Source organism: Lysobacter tyrosinilyticus (assembly GCF_054779815.1).
Genome location: NZ_BAAGXN010000003.1, coordinates 236,700 through 257,255 on the forward strand (window position 1 = coordinate 236,700; position 20,556 = coordinate 257,255).

The window sequence follows — 20,556 nt, forward strand, 5'->3', positions numbered from 1 at the left end:
AGCCCAAGAAGCACTGAGATGAATACCCTCCCCTGGCTGCACCCCGCCCGTGTCGAAGCGCTGCAGCGCCTGCTGCACGAGCGCATCCTCGTCATCGACGGCGCGATGGGCACGATGATCCAGCAGTACGAACTGCAGGAAGCCGACTATCGCGGCACCCGCTTCGCCGACGGTTATGACGACCAGCATGCGTCTGACGACCACGCCCACGGCGAAGCCTGCGGCTGCGCGCGCGACCAGCGCGGCAACAACGATCTACTGAGCCTGACCCGGCCCGAGATCATCCGGGAAATCCACACCCAGTACCTGGATGCAGGCGCCGACCTGCTCGAAACAAACACATTCAACTCGACCACGATCTCGCTCGAGGACTACGGCCTGCAGCACCTGGCCCGCGAACTCAACGAGACCGGAGCCCGCCTTGCCCGCGAGGCCTGCGATGTCGCCGAAGCCCGTGACCCGTCGCGGCCGCGCTTCGTGATCGGCGTGCTCGGTCCGACCAGCCGCACGGCTTCATTGAGCCCCGATGTGAACCGCCCTGGCTTCCGGGCGATCAGCTTCGACGAATTGCGCGTGGCCTATCGCGAAGCCACCGACGGCCTGATCGATGGCGGTGCCGACATCATCATGGTCGAGACCATCTTCGACACGCTCAATGCGAAGGCGGCGCTGTTCGCCATTGAAGAGGCCTTCGAGGCACGCGGCGGACGTCTGCCGGTGATGATCTCCGGCACGATCACCGATGCCTCGGGCCGCACTTTGTCCGGCCAGACCGCCGAAGCATTCTGGTACTCGGTACGCCATTCCCAGCCGCTCGCGATCGGTCTCAACTGTGCATTGGGTGCCAAGGATCTGCGCGCCCACGTCGACGTGCTGGCGCAGGTCGCCGATACGAACGTCAGCGCGCATCCGAACGCCGGATTGCCCAACGCCTTCGGTGGCTACGACGAGACGCCGGAGGACATGGCCGCCGTGTTGCGCGAATTCGCCGAAGCGGGCCTGCTCAATCTCGTGGGCGGCTGCTGCGGCACGACGCCAGCCCACATCGCCGCGATCGCGGGCGCGGTCGCCCCGATCACGCCACGGAAGGTGCCGCAGTTGCTGGATGCCGCCTGATGTCGCAAGTCCTCCCCCGCCAGACCCGCCTCAGCGGCCTCGAGCCGTTGCAGATCACGTCGCAGAGCAATTTCGTCAACGTCGGCGAGCGCACCAACGTCACCGGCTCGGCGCAGTTCAAGAAACTCATCCTCGAAGGCCGCTACGACGAGGCCGTCGTCGTAGCGCGCCAGCAGGTCGAGAGCGGCGCGCAGGTCATCGACGTCAACATGGACGAGGGCCTGCTCGATTCCGAGCAGGCGATGGTCACCTACCTCAACCTGATCGCCGCCGAACCCGACATCGCCCGCATTCCGGTGATGGTCGACAGCTCCAAGTGGAGCGTGATCGAGGCCGGCCTGAAGTGCCTGCAGGGCAAGGGCATCGTCAATTCGATCTCGATGAAGGAAGGCGAGGCCGAATTCCTGCGGCAGGCCCGGCTCGTGCGCCGCTACGGCGCGGCGGTCGTGGTCATGGCCTTCGACGAGGTCGGTCAGGCCGATACGATCGAACGCAAGGTCGAGATCTGCTCGCGCGCCTACAAGCTGCTGACCGAGCAGATCGGCTTCCCGCCCGAAGACATCATCTTCGACCCGAACGTGTTCGCGGTCGCCACCGGCATCGAAGAACACAACGATTACGCCGTGGCCTTCATCGAGGGCACGCGTGAGTTGAAGCGGCGCTTCCCGTTCAGCCATGTCTCCGGCGGTGTGTCGAACGTGTCATTCTCGTTCCGCGGCAATGAGCCGGTGCGTCAGGCGATCCACGTGGTCTTCCTGTACCACGCGATCAAGGCCGGCATGGACATGGGCATCGTCAATGCCGGCGCGCTGCCTCTCTACGACGATCTCGATCCGCTGCTGCGCGAGCGCGTCGAGGACGTGGTGCTCAACCGTCGCCCCGATTCGACCGAGCGTCTGCTCGAGATCGCCGACCGCTATAAGGGCAAGAAGGGCGAGAAGAAGACCGAAGACCTCGCCTGGCGCGAGAAGCCGGTGCGCGAGCGCCTGTCGCACTCGCTGGTGCACGGCATCGACCAATACATCGAGGCAGATACGGAAGAGGCACGCGCACAGTCCACGCGCCCGCTCGACGTGATCGAAGGCCCCCTGATGGATGGCATGAACGTGGTCGGCGACCTGTTCGGCGCCGGCAAGATGTTCCTGCCGCAGGTGGTGAAGTCGGCACGCGTGATGAAGAAGGCGGTGGCCTACCTCCTGCCCTACATCGAGGAGGAAAAGCTGCGCACCGGCGATGTCGGCAAGTCGAACGGCAAGATCGTGATGGCCACGGTCAAGGGCGACGTGCACGATATCGGCAAGAACATCGTCGGCGTGGTACTGGCCTGCAACAATTTCGAAGTGGTCGATCTCGGCGTGATGGTGCCCGCGCAGACCATTCTCGATCGGGCAAAGGCCGAAAACGCCGACCTGATCGGCCTGTCGGGCTTGATCACGCCGTCGCTGGAGGAAATGAGCCACGTGGCGCGTGAGATGCAGCGCCAAGGCTTCCAGATGCCACTGCTGATCGGCGGTGCGACGACCTCGCGTGCGCACACGGCGCTCAAGATCGATCCGCACTACAAGTCACCCACGGTGTGGGTGAAGGACGCCTCACGCGCCGTTGGCGTGGCGCAATCGCTGATCAGCGCCGACCTGCGTGCCCCGTTCGTGGCCGCGAACGACGCCGACTATGCGGAGATCCGCGAACGTCACAAGCAGCGCGGCGACGGCAAGCGACTGGTATCGCTGGAGAAGGCGCGCGGGCAGAAATTCCGTGGTGACTGGGCGGATTACACGCCAGTCGCGCCTAGGCAGCCCGGCCTGCATGTCTTCGATGACTATCCGTTGGCCGAGCTGGTCGATTACATCGACTGGACGCCTTTCTTCAACACCTGGGAGCTCGCGGGCAAGTTCCCGGCGATCCTGACCGATGAAATCGTCGGCACGCAGGCCAGCGAGCTGTATCGCGACGCCAGGGCGATGCTCAAGCGCATCGTTGATGAGAAATGGCTGACCGCGAAGGCGGTGTTCGGGCTGTGGCCCGCGAATTCCAGCGGCGACGACCTTGTCGTGGATGTGGAAGGCAAGCCGGAACGGCTCTGCTTCCTGCGCCAACAGGTGGACAAGCCTGCGGACCGTCCGGATTTCTGCCTCGCCGACTTCGTCGCTCCACAGGGTTCCGGCAAGCAGGACTGGATCGGTGGCTTCGCGGTCACTGCCGGCATCGGTATCGAGGAACACGTCGCGCGCTTCGAGGCCGACCACGACGACTACAACGCGATCCTGCTGAAGGCCCTGGCCGATCGCTTCGCCGAAGCCTTCGCGGAGCACCTGCATCAACGCGTGCGCAAGGACTTCTGGGGTTACGCGTCCGAGGAAACTCTCGACAACGATGCGCTGATCGACGAGGAGTATCGCGGCATCCGCCCCGCTCCCGGTTATCCGGCCTGTCCCGAACACAGCGAGAAGGCGACGCTGTTCCGCCTGCTCGATGCCGAACGCAATGCCGGATTGAAGCTCACAGAGAGCTTCGCGATGTATCCGGCAGCGGCAGTGTCGGGCTATTACTTCAGCCACCCGCAGAGCCAGTACTTCGTGGTTGGTCGGGTGTCGAAGGAGCAGGTCGAGGACTACGCGAAGCGCAAGGGTGTGTCACTGGCGCAGGCGGAGCGGTGGCTGGCGTCCAATCTCGACTACGACCCGGAATAGTGCCTAGCATTCCCACGCGCGGCGGCGCGATGAACACCACTATGTGTGAGTACTGAGGCGGCGCGGCGGCGCGGCGCGATCTCGATTACGATCGGAATGTAGTGCCGGGCCGCGCCCGGCACGCTTCCATGCCGACCTGAAGGCACGCCGAGCAGGCTCGGCGCTACGAGAATTGCCCGCCGTGACCGAACTCAGCAACACCGCCTTCATCGAAAAGCACGCCGCACCGGGCCGGATTGGCCTGTGCGGCGGCCGCGACCTGATCAACAAGTTGATCCGCAAGGCGCAGGCGCCGCTGACCGCGGATGGGCATCGCAGCCTCTGGGCTCATGCCTTCATCTTCAGCGAGCGCCGCAGCGATGGGCACTGGTGGGTGATCGAATCCGACCTCGACGTGCGCTACCGCCAGGTCCGCCTGGGCGTGCAGGAGAATCGCGCCGCGCGCTATTTCGATGCGGAAGCATTCCCCAACCTGGCGATCCTCGATTTCCAGCTGGACGATGTGCAGACGCGCCAGGTGCAGGTTGCCGCGCTGGACCTGCTTTCTGGCTTGTCGAGTTATTCGTTGCGCGAACTCGCGGGCACGCTACTCGCCATGCACAGCACCCGGCTGCGTGGTCGCAGCAACCTGCTCGCGCAGGAGGGCGCGTTGTACTGCTCGGCGATGGTCCAGCATTGCTATGCGGCGGCCGGCATCGAGTTCCTGCCCGGTGTACATGGCAAGAACGTTGCGCCCCACGATATCGACGAGTCGCCCCTGCCCCATGCTTCGCATCGCTTGATTCGCGACCTGGGCATTTCAAAGCTGCGCCGGGCCGTAAAGCCACTGTTCTGACAAAATGGCTCCGAACCAACGGCCCGCAGCGGGCAGTCCACGGATGACGACCAAAGCATGCCCCGTCTTACATTGGCCAGCGCCCTCACCGCGCGCTCCGATAATTACTTGCCGTTGCGCCATCTGGCCGCTTTGCTGGTCATCTACGGGCACAGCTATGCGTTGAGTCGCCATAGTCCCGGAGAAATTGATCTGGTGGAGCGGCTGCTTCCCGGTTTCTATGCCGGGAACTTCGCGGTGTACCTGTTCTTCGCGATCAGCGGCTATTTGGTGACCCTCAGCCTGCTGCGCACGCCTGGCGTGCTGCGCTATCTGCGCAATCGGATCGTCCGGGTGTTCCCCGGCTATCTGGCCTGCCTGGTGTTCTGCACGTTCGTGGTCGGTATCGCGTTCACCCGACTGCCCATCGGGACGTATCTGCACACAGATACGACCTGGGAATACCTGACCGGCAACCTGCTTCCCATTACGCTGTCCTGGGAGCTGCCCGGTGTGTTTGAAGGAAACGCCTTGCCCAAAGTGGTCAATGGCACGCTCTGGTCGCTCGGCCTTGAAGTGCGCTGGTACGCCTATCTGGGACTGCTGGCAGCGTTGACGATCGTCCGACGCCGATGGCTTTTTTCCTGCATCGCGCTGGCACTGGTGCTGTACGGCAGTTGGGAATGGTGGAGCGGAAAACCTGACACGAGCGATTACCGCGCCCTGTCGCAGGTCTACCTGCTTGCCGCCCTGTGTGCGCATTGGCGAGAACGCATTCCGGTCTCGCACTGGTTGCTGGCCGCTCTCGTCGTGATCGCCGCGGCAGCGCACGGAACCCGCTGGTTTGCGCCCGCAGCCGTGCTGTGCGGTCTCTACTTCACGTTCTGGTTCGCCTACGCGCTCCCCGCGATGCGTTGGCCTAGCGATCGCGACTACTCGTACGGCCTGTTCCTGTATGGATTCCCCATGCAGCAGGCATGGGTGTCCTGCTTCCCCGATATCCGCCCGCTGATGCTGTTCCCCGCCGCTACGGCCTGCGCGCTGCTACTCGCCATGCTTTCATGGCACCTGATCGAGCGCCCGGTGTTGCATTGGAGGCGCCGGCCCCAACCGCAATTGCAGCCGGCGACCTGACCGTCGCGCGTCGCGTGGATTACCAGACCAGGTCGTCCGGCACCTGGTACTGCGGATCGCTGTACGGATCATCCGCTGCCGGCGCATTGGGATCGACCTTGAGCGCGATCGCGGCAGGAAAGATTTCTTCAGCCTGTGCGACAAGCTCGGTCGAAACCAGTACATAGCGCCCGTCCAGCTGCAGCACCCCCAACTCGCCTGCGTTCAACGCTTTGAGCTGGTCGGCAGTGACATAGATGCGCTTGATCTTGCCGCCGTACGGAAAATGGCGTGCGATATCGGCGTCGGCAACGTTGAGCGACTTGTCCTTAACCAGCTCGGTCAGCTTTGCACGAGCTTCGCGGCGCTTGCGCGCCTCTTCCTGCTTGGCCGCCTCGACAGCGATGCGGTCGTCCTTCTCGCGTTGCGCGCGCATCGCGTACGCCTTCGCGAGGTCGATGTCCTCGCGCTTGCGCGCGCCAGGCTTGTGCGGTGGCCGCGGCTGCTTGTTCGAAGCGGCTTCGCCCTGGCGCACGTGGCTGGGCCTGCCGTGCGACGGCTTGCCTTGATGCGGCTTGGCCTGAGGGCCCGTGGGCTTCTTGCCTGCGGGGCGTTCCGGCTTGGGCGCCGGCTTGAAGCCGAGGCCGAGAAGTTGATCGCGAAGACTATCGCTCATTGCTTGAGGCTACTTGCAGGGGTCAGTAATGCGGCGGCGGCGGTTCCAGCGACGCATCGCCGGTAACCGGTCCCGAAGACAGCGTGGTACGGATCGACCTCAACTCCTCCAACGCACGGTGCAGGAGCAACGCGGTGCGAGCCTCCTCGCCTCGCGCCGCGGCAAGCGCGTCGCTGAGTTCGAGTAGGGCCTGCTCCTGAAAGGCTACACGCGTTTCCAGGTCGGCGAGGCGATGTTCGAGTTCTTGCGGAGTCATCGAGGTAACGAAGAAATCAGGCCAAACCGTTGCCGCGAATCGAGCGCCCGCGACCAATGCCGTAGTAGGCGATCCCGGCCTGCTCGACTTCGGCTGGCTCGTACAGGTTGCGACCGTCGAAGATTACCTTGTCGGTCAGCGTGGTCTGCAGACGAGCGAAATCCGGGCTGCGGAACTGCTTCCACTCTGTGACGACAACCAGTGCATCGGCGCCATCCAGTGCTTCGCGCGCCGATCCGCACAGCAGGAGGTCATCGCGCTCGCCGAAGATCCGCCCCGCCTCATGGCTGGCTTCGGGATCGTAGGCACGAACCTTCGCGCCAGCCTCCCAGAGCAGCGCAAGCAGGGTGCGGCTCGAGGCTTCGCGCATATCGTCGGTATTCGGCTTGAAGGCCAGGCCCCATACCGCGATGGTCTTGCCGGCGACATTGCCGTCGTAATGGTCGTTGATCAGTTCGAACAGGCGATGCTTCTGGCGCGCGTTGACCGCTTCGACCGCGCCGAGGATTTGAGCCGTGTAGCCATACTGCTTCGCAGTGCGCTCCAGCGCCTGCACGTCCTTGGGGAAGCACGAACCACCATAGCCGGCACCCGGATAGATGAAGCTGTATCCGATGCGAGGGTCCGAACCGATGCCCTGGCGCACTTGTTCGATGTCCGCTCCGACGCGTTCGGCGATGTTCGCCATTTCGTTCATGAAACTGATCTTCGTCGCCAGCATCGCGTTGGCGGCGTACTTGGTCAGTTCGGCCGAGCGCACGTCCATGGCCACGATGCGCTCGTGGTTGCGATTGAACGGCGCATACAGGCGCTTGAGCTGTTCGACCGACGCCGGGCTGCTGGCACCGATCACGATACGGTCTGGACGCATGCAGTCGTTGACCGCATCGCCCTCTTTCAGGAATTCGGGATTGGAGGCGACGTCGAATTCGACCCGCTCACCACGCGCGGCAAGTTCGGCCGCGATCACGGCGCGGACCTTGTCGGCGGTACCTACGGGAACGGTGGACTTGTCGACGATGACCGAGGGGCGCGTCATGTTCTGGCCAATCGTCTTCGCCACAGCGAGCACGTACTTCAGGTCCGCGCTTCCATCCTCATCGGGCGGCGTGCCTACGGCGATGAAGATCGTGTTGCCATGCTGGATTGCGGCCGCGGCGTCGGTAGTGAAGTTCAGGCGGCCGGCGGCGTGATTCGCCTTGACCATCGGCTCCAGGCCCGGCTCGTAGATCGGAATGACGCCGTTGTTGAGGCCTTCGACCTTGGCTGTATCGATATCGACGCAGACCACGTCATGGCCGACTTCCGCCAGGCAGGTTCCGGTGACGAGGCCTACATAGCCGGTGCCGAAGATGGTGACGCGCATTAACTCGTTTCCTTGCCAAAGCTGGAGAGCGGATCACGGACGCGGTCTTGCTGTGCCCGGGCCGCAGGTTGCAGGCGACGGCCGGCAACCTTAAGCAGTGGCGGCTTCATCTCTGGTGAAGCCGCCACGTTGATCGAGACCCGAAAGCTTACTTGGCTTCCGGCTTCACGATTTCGAGCAGTTCGACTTCGAACGTGAGCGTGGCATTCGGGCCGATCGGGCCGCCCTGCGTGCCAGCTTCGCCATAACCCAACGAAGCCGGGATCCACAGCTTGTACTTGCTGCCGACCGGCATCAGGGCCAGACCTTCGCGCCAGCCCGGGATCACGCCACCCAGCGGGAACGTGGCCGGCTGGCCGCGATCGTACGAGCTGTCGAACGTCTTGCCGTCGAGCAGCGTGCCCTTGTAGTGCACTTTCACGATGTCGCTGTCTTTCGGCTTCGGACCGGTGCCTTCGGTGATCGCCTGGTACTGCAGGCCCGACGGCGTGGTTTTCACGCCCGGCTTCTTGGCGTTCTCGGCGAGGAACTTGTCGCCCGCTTCCTTGTTCTTCTTCGCGTCGGCGATCATCTTCTCGAGCTGCTTGGCCTGCATTTCCTGGCCGAAAGCTTCCGCGATCTGCTGGGCCTGCTTGTCGTCCATCAGCAGCTTCTCGCCTGCGACGGTGGCCTTGAGCGTCTTCGTGATGAGGTCGACGTCGACTTCATCCTTCACCTGATCGAGCGACTTGCCCATCTGCATGCCGATCATGTAGCTGACCTTGTCCTTCTTGGTGGCCAGTCCAGGAATCTCGGGACCGAATGCCTTTCCGGCTTCTTCGGTCTTGGCATCGGACTTGGCCTTGTCGGCCGGCGGGTTACAGGCGGTCACAGTCACGGCCAGGGCGGCCGCGGCAAAGGCCACGGAAGCGTGGCGGGAAAAACGGGTCATCGAATGCTCCTGAAAATCGTTTTGGGCAGGACCGGGCACGAGGGCGCGCCCGGTTTAACGTCACTTCGCGACGCGCGATTGCTAAGTAGCTGAAGGGTTACTGGGGCAGGATCGCCAGCAGTTCGACATCGAACACCAGCGTGGAGTTCGGGCCGATCCCTCCCTGGGGCATGCCCTGGGCTCCGTAAGCGAGGTCGCCGGGAACCCAGAGGCGGTATTTCGCGCCCTTGGGCATCAGGGTGAGACCTTCCTTCCACCCCTGAATGACCTGGTCGAGACCGAATTCGGCCGGCTGGCCGCGCTCGTAGGAACTGTCGAAGACAGTGCCATTCAACAGCGTGCCCTGATAGTTGACGCTGACCTTGTCGCCGACAGCGGGACGCGGACCGGCGCCCTGGCGCAGCACCATGTACTGCAGGCCGGATGGCGTGGTGAACACGCCCTTCACCGACTTGTTCTTGGCGAGGAACGCTGCGCCTTCCGTCTTGTTCGTCTCAGCGGCCGCGGCTGCCTTGGCCTGCATCTTGGCCTGAACCTTCTGCGAGAAGGCCTGGCGAATGGTTGTGAGTTCGTCTTCGCTCAGCAGCGACTTGCCGTTGCCCAGCGTCGTACGCACCGCCTGCAGGAAGACGGACATGTCGATTTCGTCCTGGATCTGTGCCAACGAACGACCCACGTCGGTGCCGACAAGCAGACCCACCTTGTCCTTCGCCACTTCAGGCACCTTGCCATCCGGTGCAGGGCGGCCATTGCGCGAACCAATGCGCACCATCAGCGCCTGTCCCGTGGACTTGGCTTCTTCAGGAGTCAGCAACGGCTTTCCGCCGGCGAACGCATTGCGAATGGCTTTTTCGAAAGCCGCCATGTCCACATCAGGCCCCACGGGCGCGATGGAATGTCCGATATCGCTGCCGACCATGTAGCTGACCTTGTCACGATCGGTAGCAAGTACGGTCTTGTCATTGGCGAAAGCAGCGGTGCTGAACAGCACGGCCGCAGTGGTCATCAGCGCAGCGATGCCGCGCAGCAAAGACTTCATGAAGACTCCTGATGGTGGACGCGGCGCTGTCGCGACGCGAAGCGGCTATTGTCGCGGGCGCCAGCGGCATGGGCAATGCGGAACATCAATATTGCGTACAAGTTCCGCAAGCGAGGCGAATTGCGCTTCGCGACACAGCGCACGCAGCAGGATTGCTGCATGGATGATGCACTCGCGGGATTGCTGACCCTGGAGTCGACCAATTCCTCGCTTGCCCCTGATCGTTTCCACTGCCGGCAGCTCCCCCGCGAATCTGTCCAGGGGACGCTTCTCGAGCGCGCACTTGGCCCATCGACCGGATCGCCTACCCGAGGCCTCCTAGCCCCAGCCCAGAGAGCCTGGAGCCCGCCCGGCGGGCTAACCACCTGTTTTTCAAGAAAAAACGACGGGCTCGCAAGCCCTCGAAGACCCATGACTTTAGTTGGGTCAGTCCGTAGTTGACGCTACGTGTTTAGGTGTTATAGTTGCATACAACACCGGTCTACCAACGAGCAGGACGTTCGCCATGAACCGCAAGCTCCGCCACTCGCTCTCTGCCCTCACGGCCTCTGGCGCCGCACTGGCCATCGCCCTGATGGTTGCCGTGCCCGCCACCCCGACGCCAGTGCAGGTGTTGTCGCAGGAACTCCCCCACCCGGCTGCGGCCGGTCAGCCTGCCGATGGAATCGGCTCGCTGGCCAAGGCCGTCGCGCTGTCCGCTGATGCTCTCAACATGAGTGCCGCCGCTTCGGCGCTGGCACTCGATGCGGACCGGGACATGGAAGCCCAAACCACCCAGCTCGAGCCTCGCAAGGGCTCGCGCCACCGCCGGCAGACCCTCGTCATGCCGTATTTCTCCTTCTCGCCGCGGGGCTGAACCATGACCTCGATCCAGTGGAGCGATAGCGCTCCCATTTACCGCCAGCTGAAGGAGCGCGTCATCGCAATGATGCTCGATGGCCTGCTCAAGCCCGGCGATGCCCTGCCTTCCGTGAGGCAGGTCGCCGCCGAGTACCAGCTCAATCCAATCACCGTCTCGCGCGCCTATCAGGAACTGGCGGACGAGGCACTCGTAGAAAAACGCAGGGGACTTGGCATGTACGTCACCGAAGAAGCCGCAAGGAAGTTGCTGTTCAACGAACGTGAACGCTTCCTGCGCGAGGAATGGCCACAAGTCGTGGAGCGCATCAACCGCCTCGGTCTGAAGATCGAGGAGCTGCTCCTCACGACTGCCAAGGACGGTGCCCAGTGAACGCCGCCACCCAGACCTCCGTCGGCACCGTCGTCAACGCTCGTGGCCTGCGCAAGCATTACAAGAACAAGCTCGCGCTCGACGGCACCACCTTCCAGATCCCCACCGGCCGCATCATCGGCCTGATCGGTCCCAACGGCGCCGGCAAGACCACCGCCCTCAAGGCGATGCTCGGCCTGATCCCGTTCGAAGGCGAACTCTCCGTCCTCGGCCGCGATCCGCGCACCCAGCGCGATGATCTGATGAGCGATGTCTGCTTCATCGCCGACGTGGCCGTGCTGCCGCGCTGGATCAAGGTGAAGGAAGCCATCGAGTTCGTCGCCGGCGTGCATCCCCGCTTCGACCGCGCCAAGTGCGAACGCTTCCTCGCCCACACCCAGCTCAAGCCCGACCTGCGCGTACGCGAACTGTCCAAGGGCATGATCGTGCAGCTGCACCTGGCATTGGTCATGGCCATCGACGCCAAGCTGCTGGTACTCGACGAGCCGACGCTCGGCCTCGACATCCTCTACCGCAAGCAGTTCTACCAGCGCCTGCTGGAAGACTACTTCGATGAGGAGAAGACCATCATCGTCACCACCCACCAGGTGGAAGAGATCGAGCACATCCTCACCGACGTGATGTTCATCCGCGACGGCAAGATCGTGCTCGACGCGCCGATGGAAGCGATCGGCGAGCGCTATGTCGAAGTGCTGATCAACGCCGACAAGGCCGATGAGGTCCGCAGCCTCAAGCCCATCGACGAACGCGCCCTGCCGTTCGGCAAGATCGTGATGTTGTTCGACGGCATCGATCAGGAACGCCTCGCCGGCTACGGCGAAACCCGGATTCCGGGCCTGGCCGACCTGTTCGTCGCCACCATGAAGGGGACCTACGCATGAACGCCGTTGCAGAAACCCATGTCCGCGCCCCTGTGGCTGCGCCCCACCCCACGCACAAGTTGAAGCTGCTGCTCAAGCGCGAATTCTGGGAGCACAAGGGCGGCTTCATGTGGGCTCCGCTCGTGGCCGGCGGCATTTCGCTGCTGCTCACGATCCTCGGCCTCATCTTTGGCGAGATCGCCGCACGCCGTGCCATCGCCGAAGGCCACAAGCTGATGGTCGACGGCGAAGTGGTGATCAATGGCCTCGACTTCGGTGCGCTGACCGGACGCCTCGGTCCCGAGGAAATGGCGAAGCTAGGCAACGGCATCGACGTGAGCCTGTTCTTCGCCTCCTCCTGGCCCTTCATCGTGCTTGGCTTCGTGGTGTTCTTCTACTGCCTCGGCGCGCTGTACGACGACCGCAAGGATCGCAGCGTGCTGTTCTGGAAGTCGCTGCCGATTTCCGACCGCGACACCGTGATCTCGAAGGGCATCAGCGCGCTCCTGGTCGCACCGGTGATGGCCGTGGGCGCCGCACTGGCCACCATGATCGGATTCATGACGATCCTGAGCGTTGTCGTGCTGATCCACGGCGGCAACCCCATCACGCTGCTGTGGGGACCTGGCAGCCCGCTGTCCGTGGTCGCTGCCTACCTGATCGCCATTCCTGTGTATGCGCTGTGGGCACTGCCAACCGTCGGGTGGCTGCTGTTGTGCTCGGCCTGGTCGCGTAGCAAGCCGTTCCTGTGGGCAATCATGATTCCGGTGTTCTCCGGCGTGTTCGTGAGCTGGTTCGACCTGACCAAGCTGTTCGATCTGAATTCGTCTTGGTACTGGGCGAACATCGTGGGTCGTGTGCTGGGCGGCACCTTCCCCGGCATGGATCTGCTCTATCACGACAACTACACCCAGGCCGGCGACCTCGACACCGCGCTGCACCAGATGTCCGCTGCGAGCGCCATGCACACCCTGACCATGCCGGACCTCTGGATTGGAGCGGTTGCTGGCCTGGTGATGATCTACGGCGCCATCCGCCTGCGCCGCTGGCGCGACGACAACTGATGCCCCGGTCCAAAACGAGGATGACCATGAACCGTAAGCACATCGCAGCCATGCTCGTCGCCCTTTCGCCGCTAGTCGCGCAAGCCGGTACGGTGCGGACTGAAGTCGCGAAGGATCTCGACGAAGCCCGGCAGGAAGTTCGTACCGAAATGGCGCAGGCGCGCTCCAAGCTGGACAGCGAGAACCTGTCCCTCGACGGCCTGCATTTCGGCAAGGAAGACAAAGACGAGGCCATGAAGCGCCGGAATCTCGCCAAAGGCGAGATCACCCCAAGCGGTGACCTGTTGATCGACGGCAAGGCGGTCACCGTCGACACCCGGCAACGCCGACAACTGCTGGACTACCGCTCGCAGGTCATCGACATCGCCAGAACCGGCATCGATGCCGGGGAACGCGCGGCGATGCTCGCGATCGAAACCACCGACGTCTCGCTGTTCCGCCTCATCGTGGGCGGGCTCACCGGCAGTCTTGAACGCCGGGTGGAGGCGACGGTGCAGCGGGAAATCCAGCCGATGGTGCTGCAGATCTGCCATCGTCTGCCGCAGCTGCGGGATTCGCAACAGGCGCTGGCCGCGAGCGTGACCGAGTTCCGGCCCTACGCGACCCTCGACAGCGACGACGTCGAGAATTGCGAGCGCGACATCCGCAAAGACCTGGCGGCGCGCTGAGCCGCCACCACCAAGGAAACATGGCAATGAACAGGATTCGCATTTTTGCCTGCACGGCGCTATTTGCCTCGATGGCCGCATGCCAGGCCAACGCGCCTTCGTCGGCGGCCAAGACCTCGCCGACCGCGCCAGCTTCGCAACCGACCAGCGCGCTGGGCCGGATGGTCGAAGGTGAACTCCGCCAGGCACGCGAAAAAATGGCGCACGAAAACATCAGTCTCGGCGACATCCACATTCACAGCGGCGACCGTGGCGTCACCGTCATGAGTGACAACGAGAGCCGGGACGCCAAGGGCCCGAAGGGCGAAATCACGCCGCAAGGCGATCTGTTGATCGATGGCAAGGCCGTCGCCATCAATGCCGAGCAGCGCACGATGCTACTGGAGTACCGCCAACACGTGATCGGCGTTGCCGAGGCCGGCATGGAAATCGGCGTGCAGGGCGCGGACTTGGCCACCAAGGCTGTCGGCGAAGCGTTCAAGGGCATCTTCTCTGGGAAGTCGGAGAACGATATCGAGAAGAGCGTGGAAACCGAGGCCGAGAAGATCAAACTGTCGGCTGCCAAGCTGTGCGGACACCTGCCCGACATGATGGCCTCGCAGCAGAAGCTCGCCGCTTCGCTGCCGGCGTTCAAGCCCTACGCGACGATGACGCAGGAAGACGTCGACGACTGCATGAAGGACAACGACGAGTCGGGACGGACCAGAGTAGAAACCGACGCAGATGTTCGTGAGCTGTCGGAGGTCGGTGACGAAGCCCGGGCCGTCCGCGACGAGGTCCAATCGACGGTGCGCGAAACTGTCCGTGAAACAGTGCGCGAGACCGCCCGCAATGAGGCGGAGCGCGCTGCAGAAGCCACTGCCACGGACAGCAAGAGCGACAACAAGACCCACTGAGTCGTTTCGTGTTTCAGGACGGGTTGGATCCGTCGCATGCCGGTGTCGGCGGATCCAACCTTGTCCATCTCCAGGCGGTCAGCCTCCTCCCGAACTACCGCCGTGAATACCCCCCTTCGTCAACGCGTGCGCATCGAGCAACCGGCGCAGCTCCTTTTCGGTCAAGCCGCTGCGCTCCACAGCCACATCCAGAACCGCACGACCTTCCTTGTAGGCCTGCTTGGCGATCGCCGCCGCTTTCTCGTAACCGATGATCGGATTGAGCGCCGTCACCAGGATTGGATTGCGGTCCAGCGCCTCGCGCACGCGCTCCTCGCGCACACGCAGACCGGCGATGGCGGAGTCCGCAAGCAACTGCATCGAACTCGATAGCAGGCGGATCGAATCCAGCAGGTCATAGCCGATCAGCGGCAGCATCACATTGAGCTGGAAATTGCCGCTCTGCCCCGCGATCGTGATCGCGGTGTGGTGACCCATCACCTGCGCACACACCATGGCCAGCGATTCGGGGATTACCGGATTGACCTTGCCTGGCATGATCGAGCTGCCCAGCTGCAAGGCCGGCAATTCGATTTCGCCGAGGCCAGCGAGCGGCCCGGAATTCATCCAGCGCAGGTCATTGGCGATCTTCATCAGCGCGACCGCAAGCGCACTGAGCTGACCCGACAACTCCACGGCGTCGTCCTGGGCCGCCAGGCCTTCGAACTTGTCGGCAGCCGACTCGAACTTCACGCCTGCCAGCGACGACAGACTCCTGGCCATTGTCCGGCCGAAGCGCGGATCGGCATTGATGCCCGTGCCGATCGCGGTGCCGCCAATGGGCAGGCGCCGCAGACGCTTCAGCGCATCGTCGATCCGGCCCTGAGCGGACGCGAGTTGCGAAGCCCATGCCCCGAACTCCTGCGCGAAAGTCAGCGGCATCGCATCCATGAGATGCGTGCGCCCTGTCTTGGTCACCTTGCCCAGCGACCTGGCGCGACGTTCTATGGTCTTGCGCAGGTGCTTGAGTGCCGGCAGCAGCTGTTCTGTCACCGTCAGTTGCGCGGAGACGCGGATCGCCGTCGGGATGACATCGTTGGAGCTCTGCCCGAGGTTGACGTGATCGTTGGCGTGGACTTTCGCCCGCCCGCTGCGCGTGGCCAGCGTCGCGATCACCTCGTTGGCGTTCATGTTGCTCGAAGTGCCCGAACCGGTCTGGAACACGTCGATCGGGAACTGGGCGTCATGGCGTCCCTCGGCGACTTCCAGTGCCGCGGACCGGATGGCCGCCGCGGCGTTCTTGCCGAGCAGGCCGAAGCCACCGTTGACCTCCGCTGCCGCGGCCTTGATCAGCCCCAATGCCCGGATGAACTCACGCGGCATCGGCGTGCCGGAGACCGGGAAGTTCTGGACTGCCCGCTGCGTCTGCGCGCCCCACAGGGCATCGGCAGGGACGCGCAGCTCGCCCATGCTGTCGTGCTCCAGGCGGAAGCCGCTGGCCTTCTTCGCCATTCGATCTCTCCTTGTCTCATACCTGGACCTAGCTTACGCCGCCCGATCAGGGCTTCAGCGGAACGCAGCAGCCTGTAACCGGCGAGCGCAAGCCCATGGCGGTCGCTCGGACCAGCCAACCCGGCCCAACCGGGCCAAGGTTGTAGAATCGCGGTTTGCCTTCGCTGCCCCCACTCGCCATGTCCGTCGAAACCCAGCTCCTCGCCCTCTCCCCGCTCGATGGCCGTTACGCCGGCAAGGTCGACGCCCTGCGCCCGATCTTTTCCGAATTCGGCCTGATCAAGGCCCGCGTGAAGGTCGAAGTGGAGTGGCTGCTGGCGCTGGCCGACGAGGCCGGCATCGCCGAGCTCAAGCCCTTCTCGCCCACGGCAGTGGCCAAGCTGCGCGCCCTGGCCGACAGCCTTTCGGTCGCCGATGCCGCGCGGGTGAAGGAGATCGAGCGCACCACGAATCACGACGTCAAGGCCGTCGAATACCTGATCAAGGAAAAGCTGAAGGACGATGCCGAGCTCGGCCCCGCGCTCGAGTTCGTCCACTTCGCGTGCACCAGCGAAGACATCAACAACCTCAGCTACTCGCTGATGCTCAACGAAGCGCGCCAGGAAGTGCTGCTGCCCAAGCTGGACGAACTGATCCAGAAGCTGCGCGCGATGGCGCACGAATACGCGACGGTGCCAATGCTGTCGCGCACCCACGGCCAGACCGCCTCGCCGACCACGGTGGGCAAGGAGCTCGCCAACGTCGTCGCCCGCCTGCAGCGCCAGGGTGAAGTGCTGGCAGGTCTGCCGATGCCCGGCAAGATCAACGGCGCCGTCGGCAACTACAACGCGCATGTGGCCGCCTATCCCGATATCGACTGGAGCAACTTCTCGCGTCGCTTCGTCGAATCCCTGGACCTGACCTGGCAGCCCTACACCACTCAGATCGAACCGCATGACGGCGTCGCCGAACTGTGCGACGTGTCCAAGCGCATCGATACCATCGCGATCGACCTGTGCCGCGACATCTGGGGCTACATCTCACAGGGTTACTTCAAGCAGGCCGTAAAGGCCGGCGAAGTCGGCAGCTCGACCATGCCGCACAAGGTCAACCCGATCGACTTCGAGAATGCGGAAGGCAACTTCGGCATCGCCAGCGCGCTGTTCGAGCATTTCGCCGCCAAGCTGCCGATCAGCCGCTGGCAGCGCGACCTCACTGACTCCACCGTGCTGCGCGCACTGGGCACCGCCTTCGGCCACATGCTGATCGGTTTCGAATCGCTGCAGCGTGGCCTGAACAAGCTCAGCGTGAATCCGGAACGCCTGGCCGCCGATCTCGACGCGGCCTGGGAAGTGCTCGCCGAAGCCGTGCAGACGGTCATGCGACGCCACGGCCTGCCGAATCCGTACGAACAGCTGAAGGCACTGACCCGTGGCCATGGCATCAACGAAGCCTCGATGCGCGAATTCATCGCTTCGCTCGAGCTGCCTGCGGATGCGAAGCAGCGCCTGCTCGAAATGACACCGGGCAGCTACATCGGCGTGGCGGATCGCCTGGCCCGGGAAATCTGAGCCGGGCCATCACCAGGCATAAAGAAGGGCCGCATCCATGCGGCCCTTTTTCTTAGGCCCACGTCAGGGCCGCATCCGTGCGGCCCTTTGGTTTACTGCTGCGTGATTCAGGCAGCCTTGATCAGGCCTTCTGCCCGCAACGCTGCCTGCGCTGCCGGACGCGACGCCACGCGCTGCTGGAATTCATTCAGGGCCTTGAACTCGGACAGATCCAGGTCGACATGACCGGCCCAATTGGTAACCGTAAACAGGTAGGCATCGGCCACGCTGAATTCGTTGCCCAGCAGATACGGCTGCTTGGCAAGCGTCTGTTCGATCAGGTTGTAACGCTTGCGCAGGTAGTCCTTGCGCTCCTGCTTCACTTCCGCCGTCGTGGTCGGATAGAAGAGCGGCGTGTAGGTCTTGTGCAATTCGGTACTGATGTAGCCCAGGGTTTCCTGCAGGCGCGCACGCTCGAACGTGCCGTTGGCAGGCGCGAGCTTCGCTTCAGGCTTGCGGTCGGCGAGGTACTGCACGATCGCGGGGCCTTCGGTCAGCACTTCGCCGTTGGACAGCTCCAGCGCGGGCACATAACCCTTCGGGTTGACCTGCAGGAAGTCGCGGCCGGATTCGGTCTGCTTGGTCTTGGTGTCGACCTTTTCCAGGGCCAGGTCGATACCGAGTTCGCGCGCGACGATGTGGGGGGACAGCGAGCAGGCGCCGGGGGAGTAATAGAGCTTCATGCTGTGACTTCCTCTTGGTGGGATTGCTGGATGGAAATGTCCTGGTCGGACAACAACGACTGCATCAGCGCCGCGGCGGTGCGGTGCTGAAGATTGGGAGTGATCTGGCCGCCCCAGAGAGAGATCAGATCGGTGCGGCCCGCGGCAATGGCGGCGGGCCGCAGCTTCGAGACGAACCAACTGGTGGTCGGAAATGGCGGTAGCAGTTCAACGCGTGGTGCCATTTCTTCCGTCCACCTATTGCGCAGGCCGCGCGCAAGGCGCCCGGTGAACGCGCGCGTAAGCGTGGTGTGCTGCCCGCGTTGGCTGAAGAGCAGCTCGCGGTGTGCGTCGGTCGTGCCGGACTCCCGGCAGGCCAGGAACGCCGTGCCGATCTGCACGGCCTGCGCGCCGAGCGCAAAGGCGGCGCGTATTCCGCGTGCGTCCGCGATGCCGCCCGCGGCGATTACCGGCGTCTTCACTCGCGCACTGATCAGTTGCACGAGAGTGAATGTGCCCATCAACGATTCCTCTGCCTTGGCCAGGAATGACGGTCGATGGCCACCCGCTTCCGCACCGGTCGCTACGATCAGATCGACACCGGCGGCTTCCAGAGCCAATGCTTCGGCGATCGACGTCGCGGCGCCGATGGTGACGATCTCGCGGCGACGGCATTCGTCCAGCACCGTCTTGGAGGGAATGCCGAAGACGAAACTGAAAGCCGGCGGAGATGCCTCCAGCAACGCATCGATCTGCTCGTCGAAGCGCGGATGCCCCCGTTCGGCCAGAGCCAGCCTTGGCTTTTCGACGCCCAGTTCGCGGAAATACGGCTCGAACAGCCGCCAGCCGCGCTCGAAAGTCACCAGGTCGACCTGATCGCCGCCCTGATCGTGGTCGGAGACCCACAGGTTCAAGGCGAACGGCTTGCCAGTCAGTGCATAGATCTCTTCAGTCAGCGGGCCGATACGCTCGGGCGCGAGCATGTGCGCGCCGAACGAGCCCAAGCCGCCGTGGTTGGACACCGTGGCGGCGAGCAACGCAGTGGACAGCCCGCCGCCGAACGGCCCCTGGACGATCGGGTGCTCGATGCCAAGACGACGTGTGGCTTCGCTGTCCGGAAATCCTGTCATCTGCAGTCCCTGCATTGTGGCGAGGGGCGTATCCTATGCCCACCTAGTTACTGATGCATACCATCTAACTGGTTGTAACCAGGCGATTGTGGTATCCCTCCGGTTACCGCGTTTCGCGCGGACAACCACGCCAACGAGGATCGTTTTCATGGGCCTGCCCCTGCGCAAGAGCAAGGTCATCGAACCGGTGCCGCTGTGCCCGCTCACCGAATGCATGAAGCTGCTGCACGGCGCCTGGGCCCCGAACGTCATCTGGTACCTCAGCGCCGGCCCGCGCCGCTTCGGCGAGTTGCGCCACGACATTCCGCCGATTTCCGCACGCGTATTGAGCGCGCGTCTGCGCGAGCTGGAATCCAAGGGCCTCATCACGCGCCATCTGCTCGACACTTCGCCGCCTTCGGCCGAGTACGCCCTGACCGAACTCGGCCGCGAGCTGGTTCCAGCGATCCAGGCCCTGATCGACGTCGGCATGAAGCTCAAGAACGGTTTGGCTACATGCCGCAAACCAGCGGCGAAGTAGAATGCGCGGCCCCAAGACAGGGCCGTTACCGTGAAGCTGCTGCTCAACATCGACGTCCCTGAGGTCGCGACGGCGGAAGCCTTCTACACGGCCGCCTTTGGTCTGCATCCTGGTCGCCGCTTTGGTTCCGACGCTCTGGAACTGCTGGGACTGGAAGCACCGCTGTACCTGCTGGCCAAGCCGGAAGACAGCATTGGCGCTGGCGATTCGTCTCGCAGCTATGCGCGCCACTGGACGCCTGTGCACTGTGACCTGGCCGTCGATGATCTCGACGCCACCTTGGCGCGCGCGATTGCCGCGGGGGCCGTGCAGGAAGGCCCGACGCGCGATGCCCGCTGGGGCCGGATCGTGCAGATCGCCGACCCCTATGGCCACGGCTGGTGCCTGATTGAATTCCGCGATCACGGCTACGACGAGATCGCGACGAACTGAGCCACGCCAAAA

The 20,556-nt window shown here is 63.7% G+C and carries 21 protein-coding genes; 13 read left to right on the forward strand and 8 right to left on the reverse strand.

Annotation, left to right across the window (positions count from 1 at the left end):
* The first annotated feature begins 18 nt into the window (after positions 1–18).
* The 4 genes from ACYVGK_RS07875 to ACYVGK_RS07890 all read left to right on the forward strand — a co-directional run bounded on the left by ACYVGK_RS07875 (position 19) and on the right by ACYVGK_RS07890 (position 5,754).
* Complete coding sequence (locus ACYVGK_RS07875) at positions 19–1,116, forward strand: homocysteine S-methyltransferase family protein (RefSeq protein ID WP_460732808.1); 1,098 nt, start codon at positions 19–21, stop codon at positions 1,114–1,116.
* Positions 1,116–3,806, forward strand: a complete 2,691-nt coding sequence (gene metH, locus ACYVGK_RS07880) for a methionine synthase (protein WP_460732809.1) — start codon at positions 1,116–1,118, stop codon at positions 3,804–3,806. The genes ACYVGK_RS07875 and metH overlap by 1 nt, the downstream gene beginning before the upstream one ends.
* 181 nt (positions 3,807–3,987) lie before the next feature.
* A complete protein-coding gene (locus ACYVGK_RS07885) occupies positions 3,988–4,641 on the forward strand; it encodes a hypothetical protein (protein ID WP_460732810.1) in 654 nt (217 codons plus the stop codon).
* Positions 4,642–4,698: 57 nt separating this feature from the next.
* The gene (locus tag ACYVGK_RS07890; RefSeq protein WP_460732811.1) at positions 4,699–5,754 is read left to right on the forward strand and encodes an acyltransferase family protein; all 1,056 of its coding nucleotides are present in this window, start codon (positions 4,699–4,701) and stop codon (positions 5,752–5,754) included.
* A 19-nt stretch (positions 5,755–5,773) separates the two neighbouring features.
* On the opposite strand, the gene ACYVGK_RS07895 is transcribed toward ACYVGK_RS07890, so the two are convergent.
* From ACYVGK_RS07895 to ACYVGK_RS07915, 5 genes are all read right to left on the reverse strand, one after another.
* The gene (locus tag ACYVGK_RS07895; RefSeq protein ID WP_460732812.1) at positions 5,774–6,409 is read right to left on the reverse strand and encodes a DUF2058 domain-containing protein; all 636 of its coding nucleotides are present in this window, start codon (positions 6,407–6,409) and stop codon (positions 5,774–5,776) included.
* Positions 6,410–6,431: 22 nt separating this feature from the next.
* A complete protein-coding gene (locus ACYVGK_RS07900) occupies positions 6,432–6,665 on the reverse strand; it encodes a SlyX family protein (RefSeq protein ID WP_460732813.1) in 234 nt (77 codons plus the stop codon).
* 16 nt (positions 6,666–6,681) lie between these two features.
* Positions 6,682–8,031: a UDP-glucose dehydrogenase family protein gene (locus ACYVGK_RS07905; protein ID WP_460732814.1), complete on the reverse strand. Its 1,350-nt coding sequence runs from the start codon at positions 8,029–8,031 to the stop codon at positions 6,682–6,684.
* Between the two features lie 148 nt (positions 8,032–8,179).
* The gene (locus ACYVGK_RS07910) at positions 8,180–8,962 is read right to left on the reverse strand and encodes an FKBP-type peptidyl-prolyl cis-trans isomerase (RefSeq protein WP_460732815.1); all 783 of its coding nucleotides are present in this window, start codon (positions 8,960–8,962) and stop codon (positions 8,180–8,182) included.
* 97 nt (positions 8,963–9,059) lie between these two features.
* Positions 9,060–10,001 carry an FKBP-type peptidyl-prolyl cis-trans isomerase N-terminal domain-containing protein gene (locus tag ACYVGK_RS07915; protein ID WP_460732816.1) on the reverse strand — a complete coding sequence of 314 codons (942 nt, stop codon included), beginning with the start codon at positions 9,999–10,001 and terminating at the stop codon, positions 9,060–9,062.
* Positions 10,002–10,506: 505 nt separating this feature from the next.
* Here ACYVGK_RS07915 and ACYVGK_RS07920 point away from each other — a divergent pair.
* The 6 genes from ACYVGK_RS07920 to ACYVGK_RS07945 are packed head-to-tail and all read left to right on the forward strand — an operon-like array spanning position 10,507 to position 14,720.
* Positions 10,507–10,857 carry a hypothetical protein gene (locus tag ACYVGK_RS07920; protein WP_460732817.1) on the forward strand — a complete coding sequence of 117 codons (351 nt, stop codon included), beginning with the start codon at positions 10,507–10,509 and terminating at the stop codon, positions 10,855–10,857.
* 3 nt (positions 10,858–10,860) lie between these two features.
* Positions 10,861–11,232, forward strand: a complete 372-nt coding sequence (locus ACYVGK_RS07925; RefSeq protein WP_460732818.1) for a GntR family transcriptional regulator — start codon at positions 10,861–10,863, stop codon at positions 11,230–11,232.
* Positions 11,229–12,113: an ABC transporter ATP-binding protein gene (locus ACYVGK_RS07930; RefSeq protein ID WP_460732819.1), complete on the forward strand. Its 885-nt coding sequence runs from the start codon at positions 11,229–11,231 to the stop codon at positions 12,111–12,113. Before ACYVGK_RS07925 ends, ACYVGK_RS07930 begins: the two co-directional genes overlap by 4 nt.
* Entirely contained in the window at positions 12,110–13,156 is a 1,047-nt protein-coding gene (locus ACYVGK_RS07935; RefSeq protein WP_460732820.1) for an ABC-2 transporter permease, read from the forward strand. Before ACYVGK_RS07930 ends, ACYVGK_RS07935 begins: the two co-directional genes overlap by 4 nt.
* Positions 13,157–13,182: 26 nt before the next feature.
* Positions 13,183–13,824: a hypothetical protein gene (locus ACYVGK_RS07940; protein WP_460732821.1), complete on the forward strand. Its 642-nt coding sequence runs from the start codon at positions 13,183–13,185 to the stop codon at positions 13,822–13,824.
* Positions 13,825–13,850: 26 nt separating this feature from the next.
* Entirely contained in the window at positions 13,851–14,720 is an 870-nt protein-coding gene (locus ACYVGK_RS07945; protein ID WP_460732822.1) for a YggN family protein, read from the forward strand.
* Positions 14,721–14,798: 78 nt separating this feature from the next.
* Here ACYVGK_RS07945 and ACYVGK_RS07950 read toward each other — a convergent pair whose 3' ends face one another.
* Complete coding sequence (locus ACYVGK_RS07950; protein ID WP_460732823.1) at positions 14,799–16,211, reverse strand: class II fumarate hydratase; 1,413 nt, start codon at positions 16,209–16,211, stop codon at positions 14,799–14,801.
* A gap of 179 nt (positions 16,212–16,390) precedes the next feature.
* On the opposite strand from ACYVGK_RS07950, the gene purB reads away from it, so the two are divergent.
* Positions 16,391–17,761 (forward strand): adenylosuccinate lyase, encoded by a 1,371-nt coding sequence (purB, locus tag ACYVGK_RS07955; protein ID WP_460732824.1) that lies wholly within the window; start codon positions 16,391–16,393, stop codon positions 17,759–17,761.
* 107 nt (positions 17,762–17,868) lie between these two features.
* Here the strand turns inward: purB and gstA are convergent, their stop codons facing one another.
* On the reverse strand, positions 17,869–18,483 hold the full coding sequence (gene gstA / locus ACYVGK_RS07960) for a glutathione transferase GstA (protein WP_460732825.1): 615 nt from the start codon (positions 18,481–18,483) through the stop codon (positions 17,869–17,871).
* Entirely contained in the window at positions 18,480–19,592 is a 1,113-nt protein-coding gene (locus tag ACYVGK_RS07965; protein ID WP_460732826.1) for an NAD(P)H-dependent flavin oxidoreductase, read from the reverse strand. The genes gstA and ACYVGK_RS07965 overlap by 4 nt, the downstream gene beginning before the upstream one ends.
* A gap of 148 nt (positions 19,593–19,740) precedes the next feature.
* On the opposite strand from ACYVGK_RS07965, the gene ACYVGK_RS07970 reads away from it, so the two are divergent.
* A complete protein-coding gene (locus ACYVGK_RS07970) occupies positions 19,741–20,112 on the forward strand; it encodes a winged helix-turn-helix transcriptional regulator (RefSeq protein ID WP_460732827.1) in 372 nt (123 codons plus the stop codon).
* Positions 20,113–20,142: 30 nt separating this feature from the next.
* On the forward strand, positions 20,143–20,544 hold the full coding sequence (locus ACYVGK_RS07975) for a VOC family protein (protein WP_460732828.1): 402 nt from the start codon (positions 20,143–20,145) through the stop codon (positions 20,542–20,544).
* Positions 20,545–20,556 lie beyond the last annotated feature (12 nt).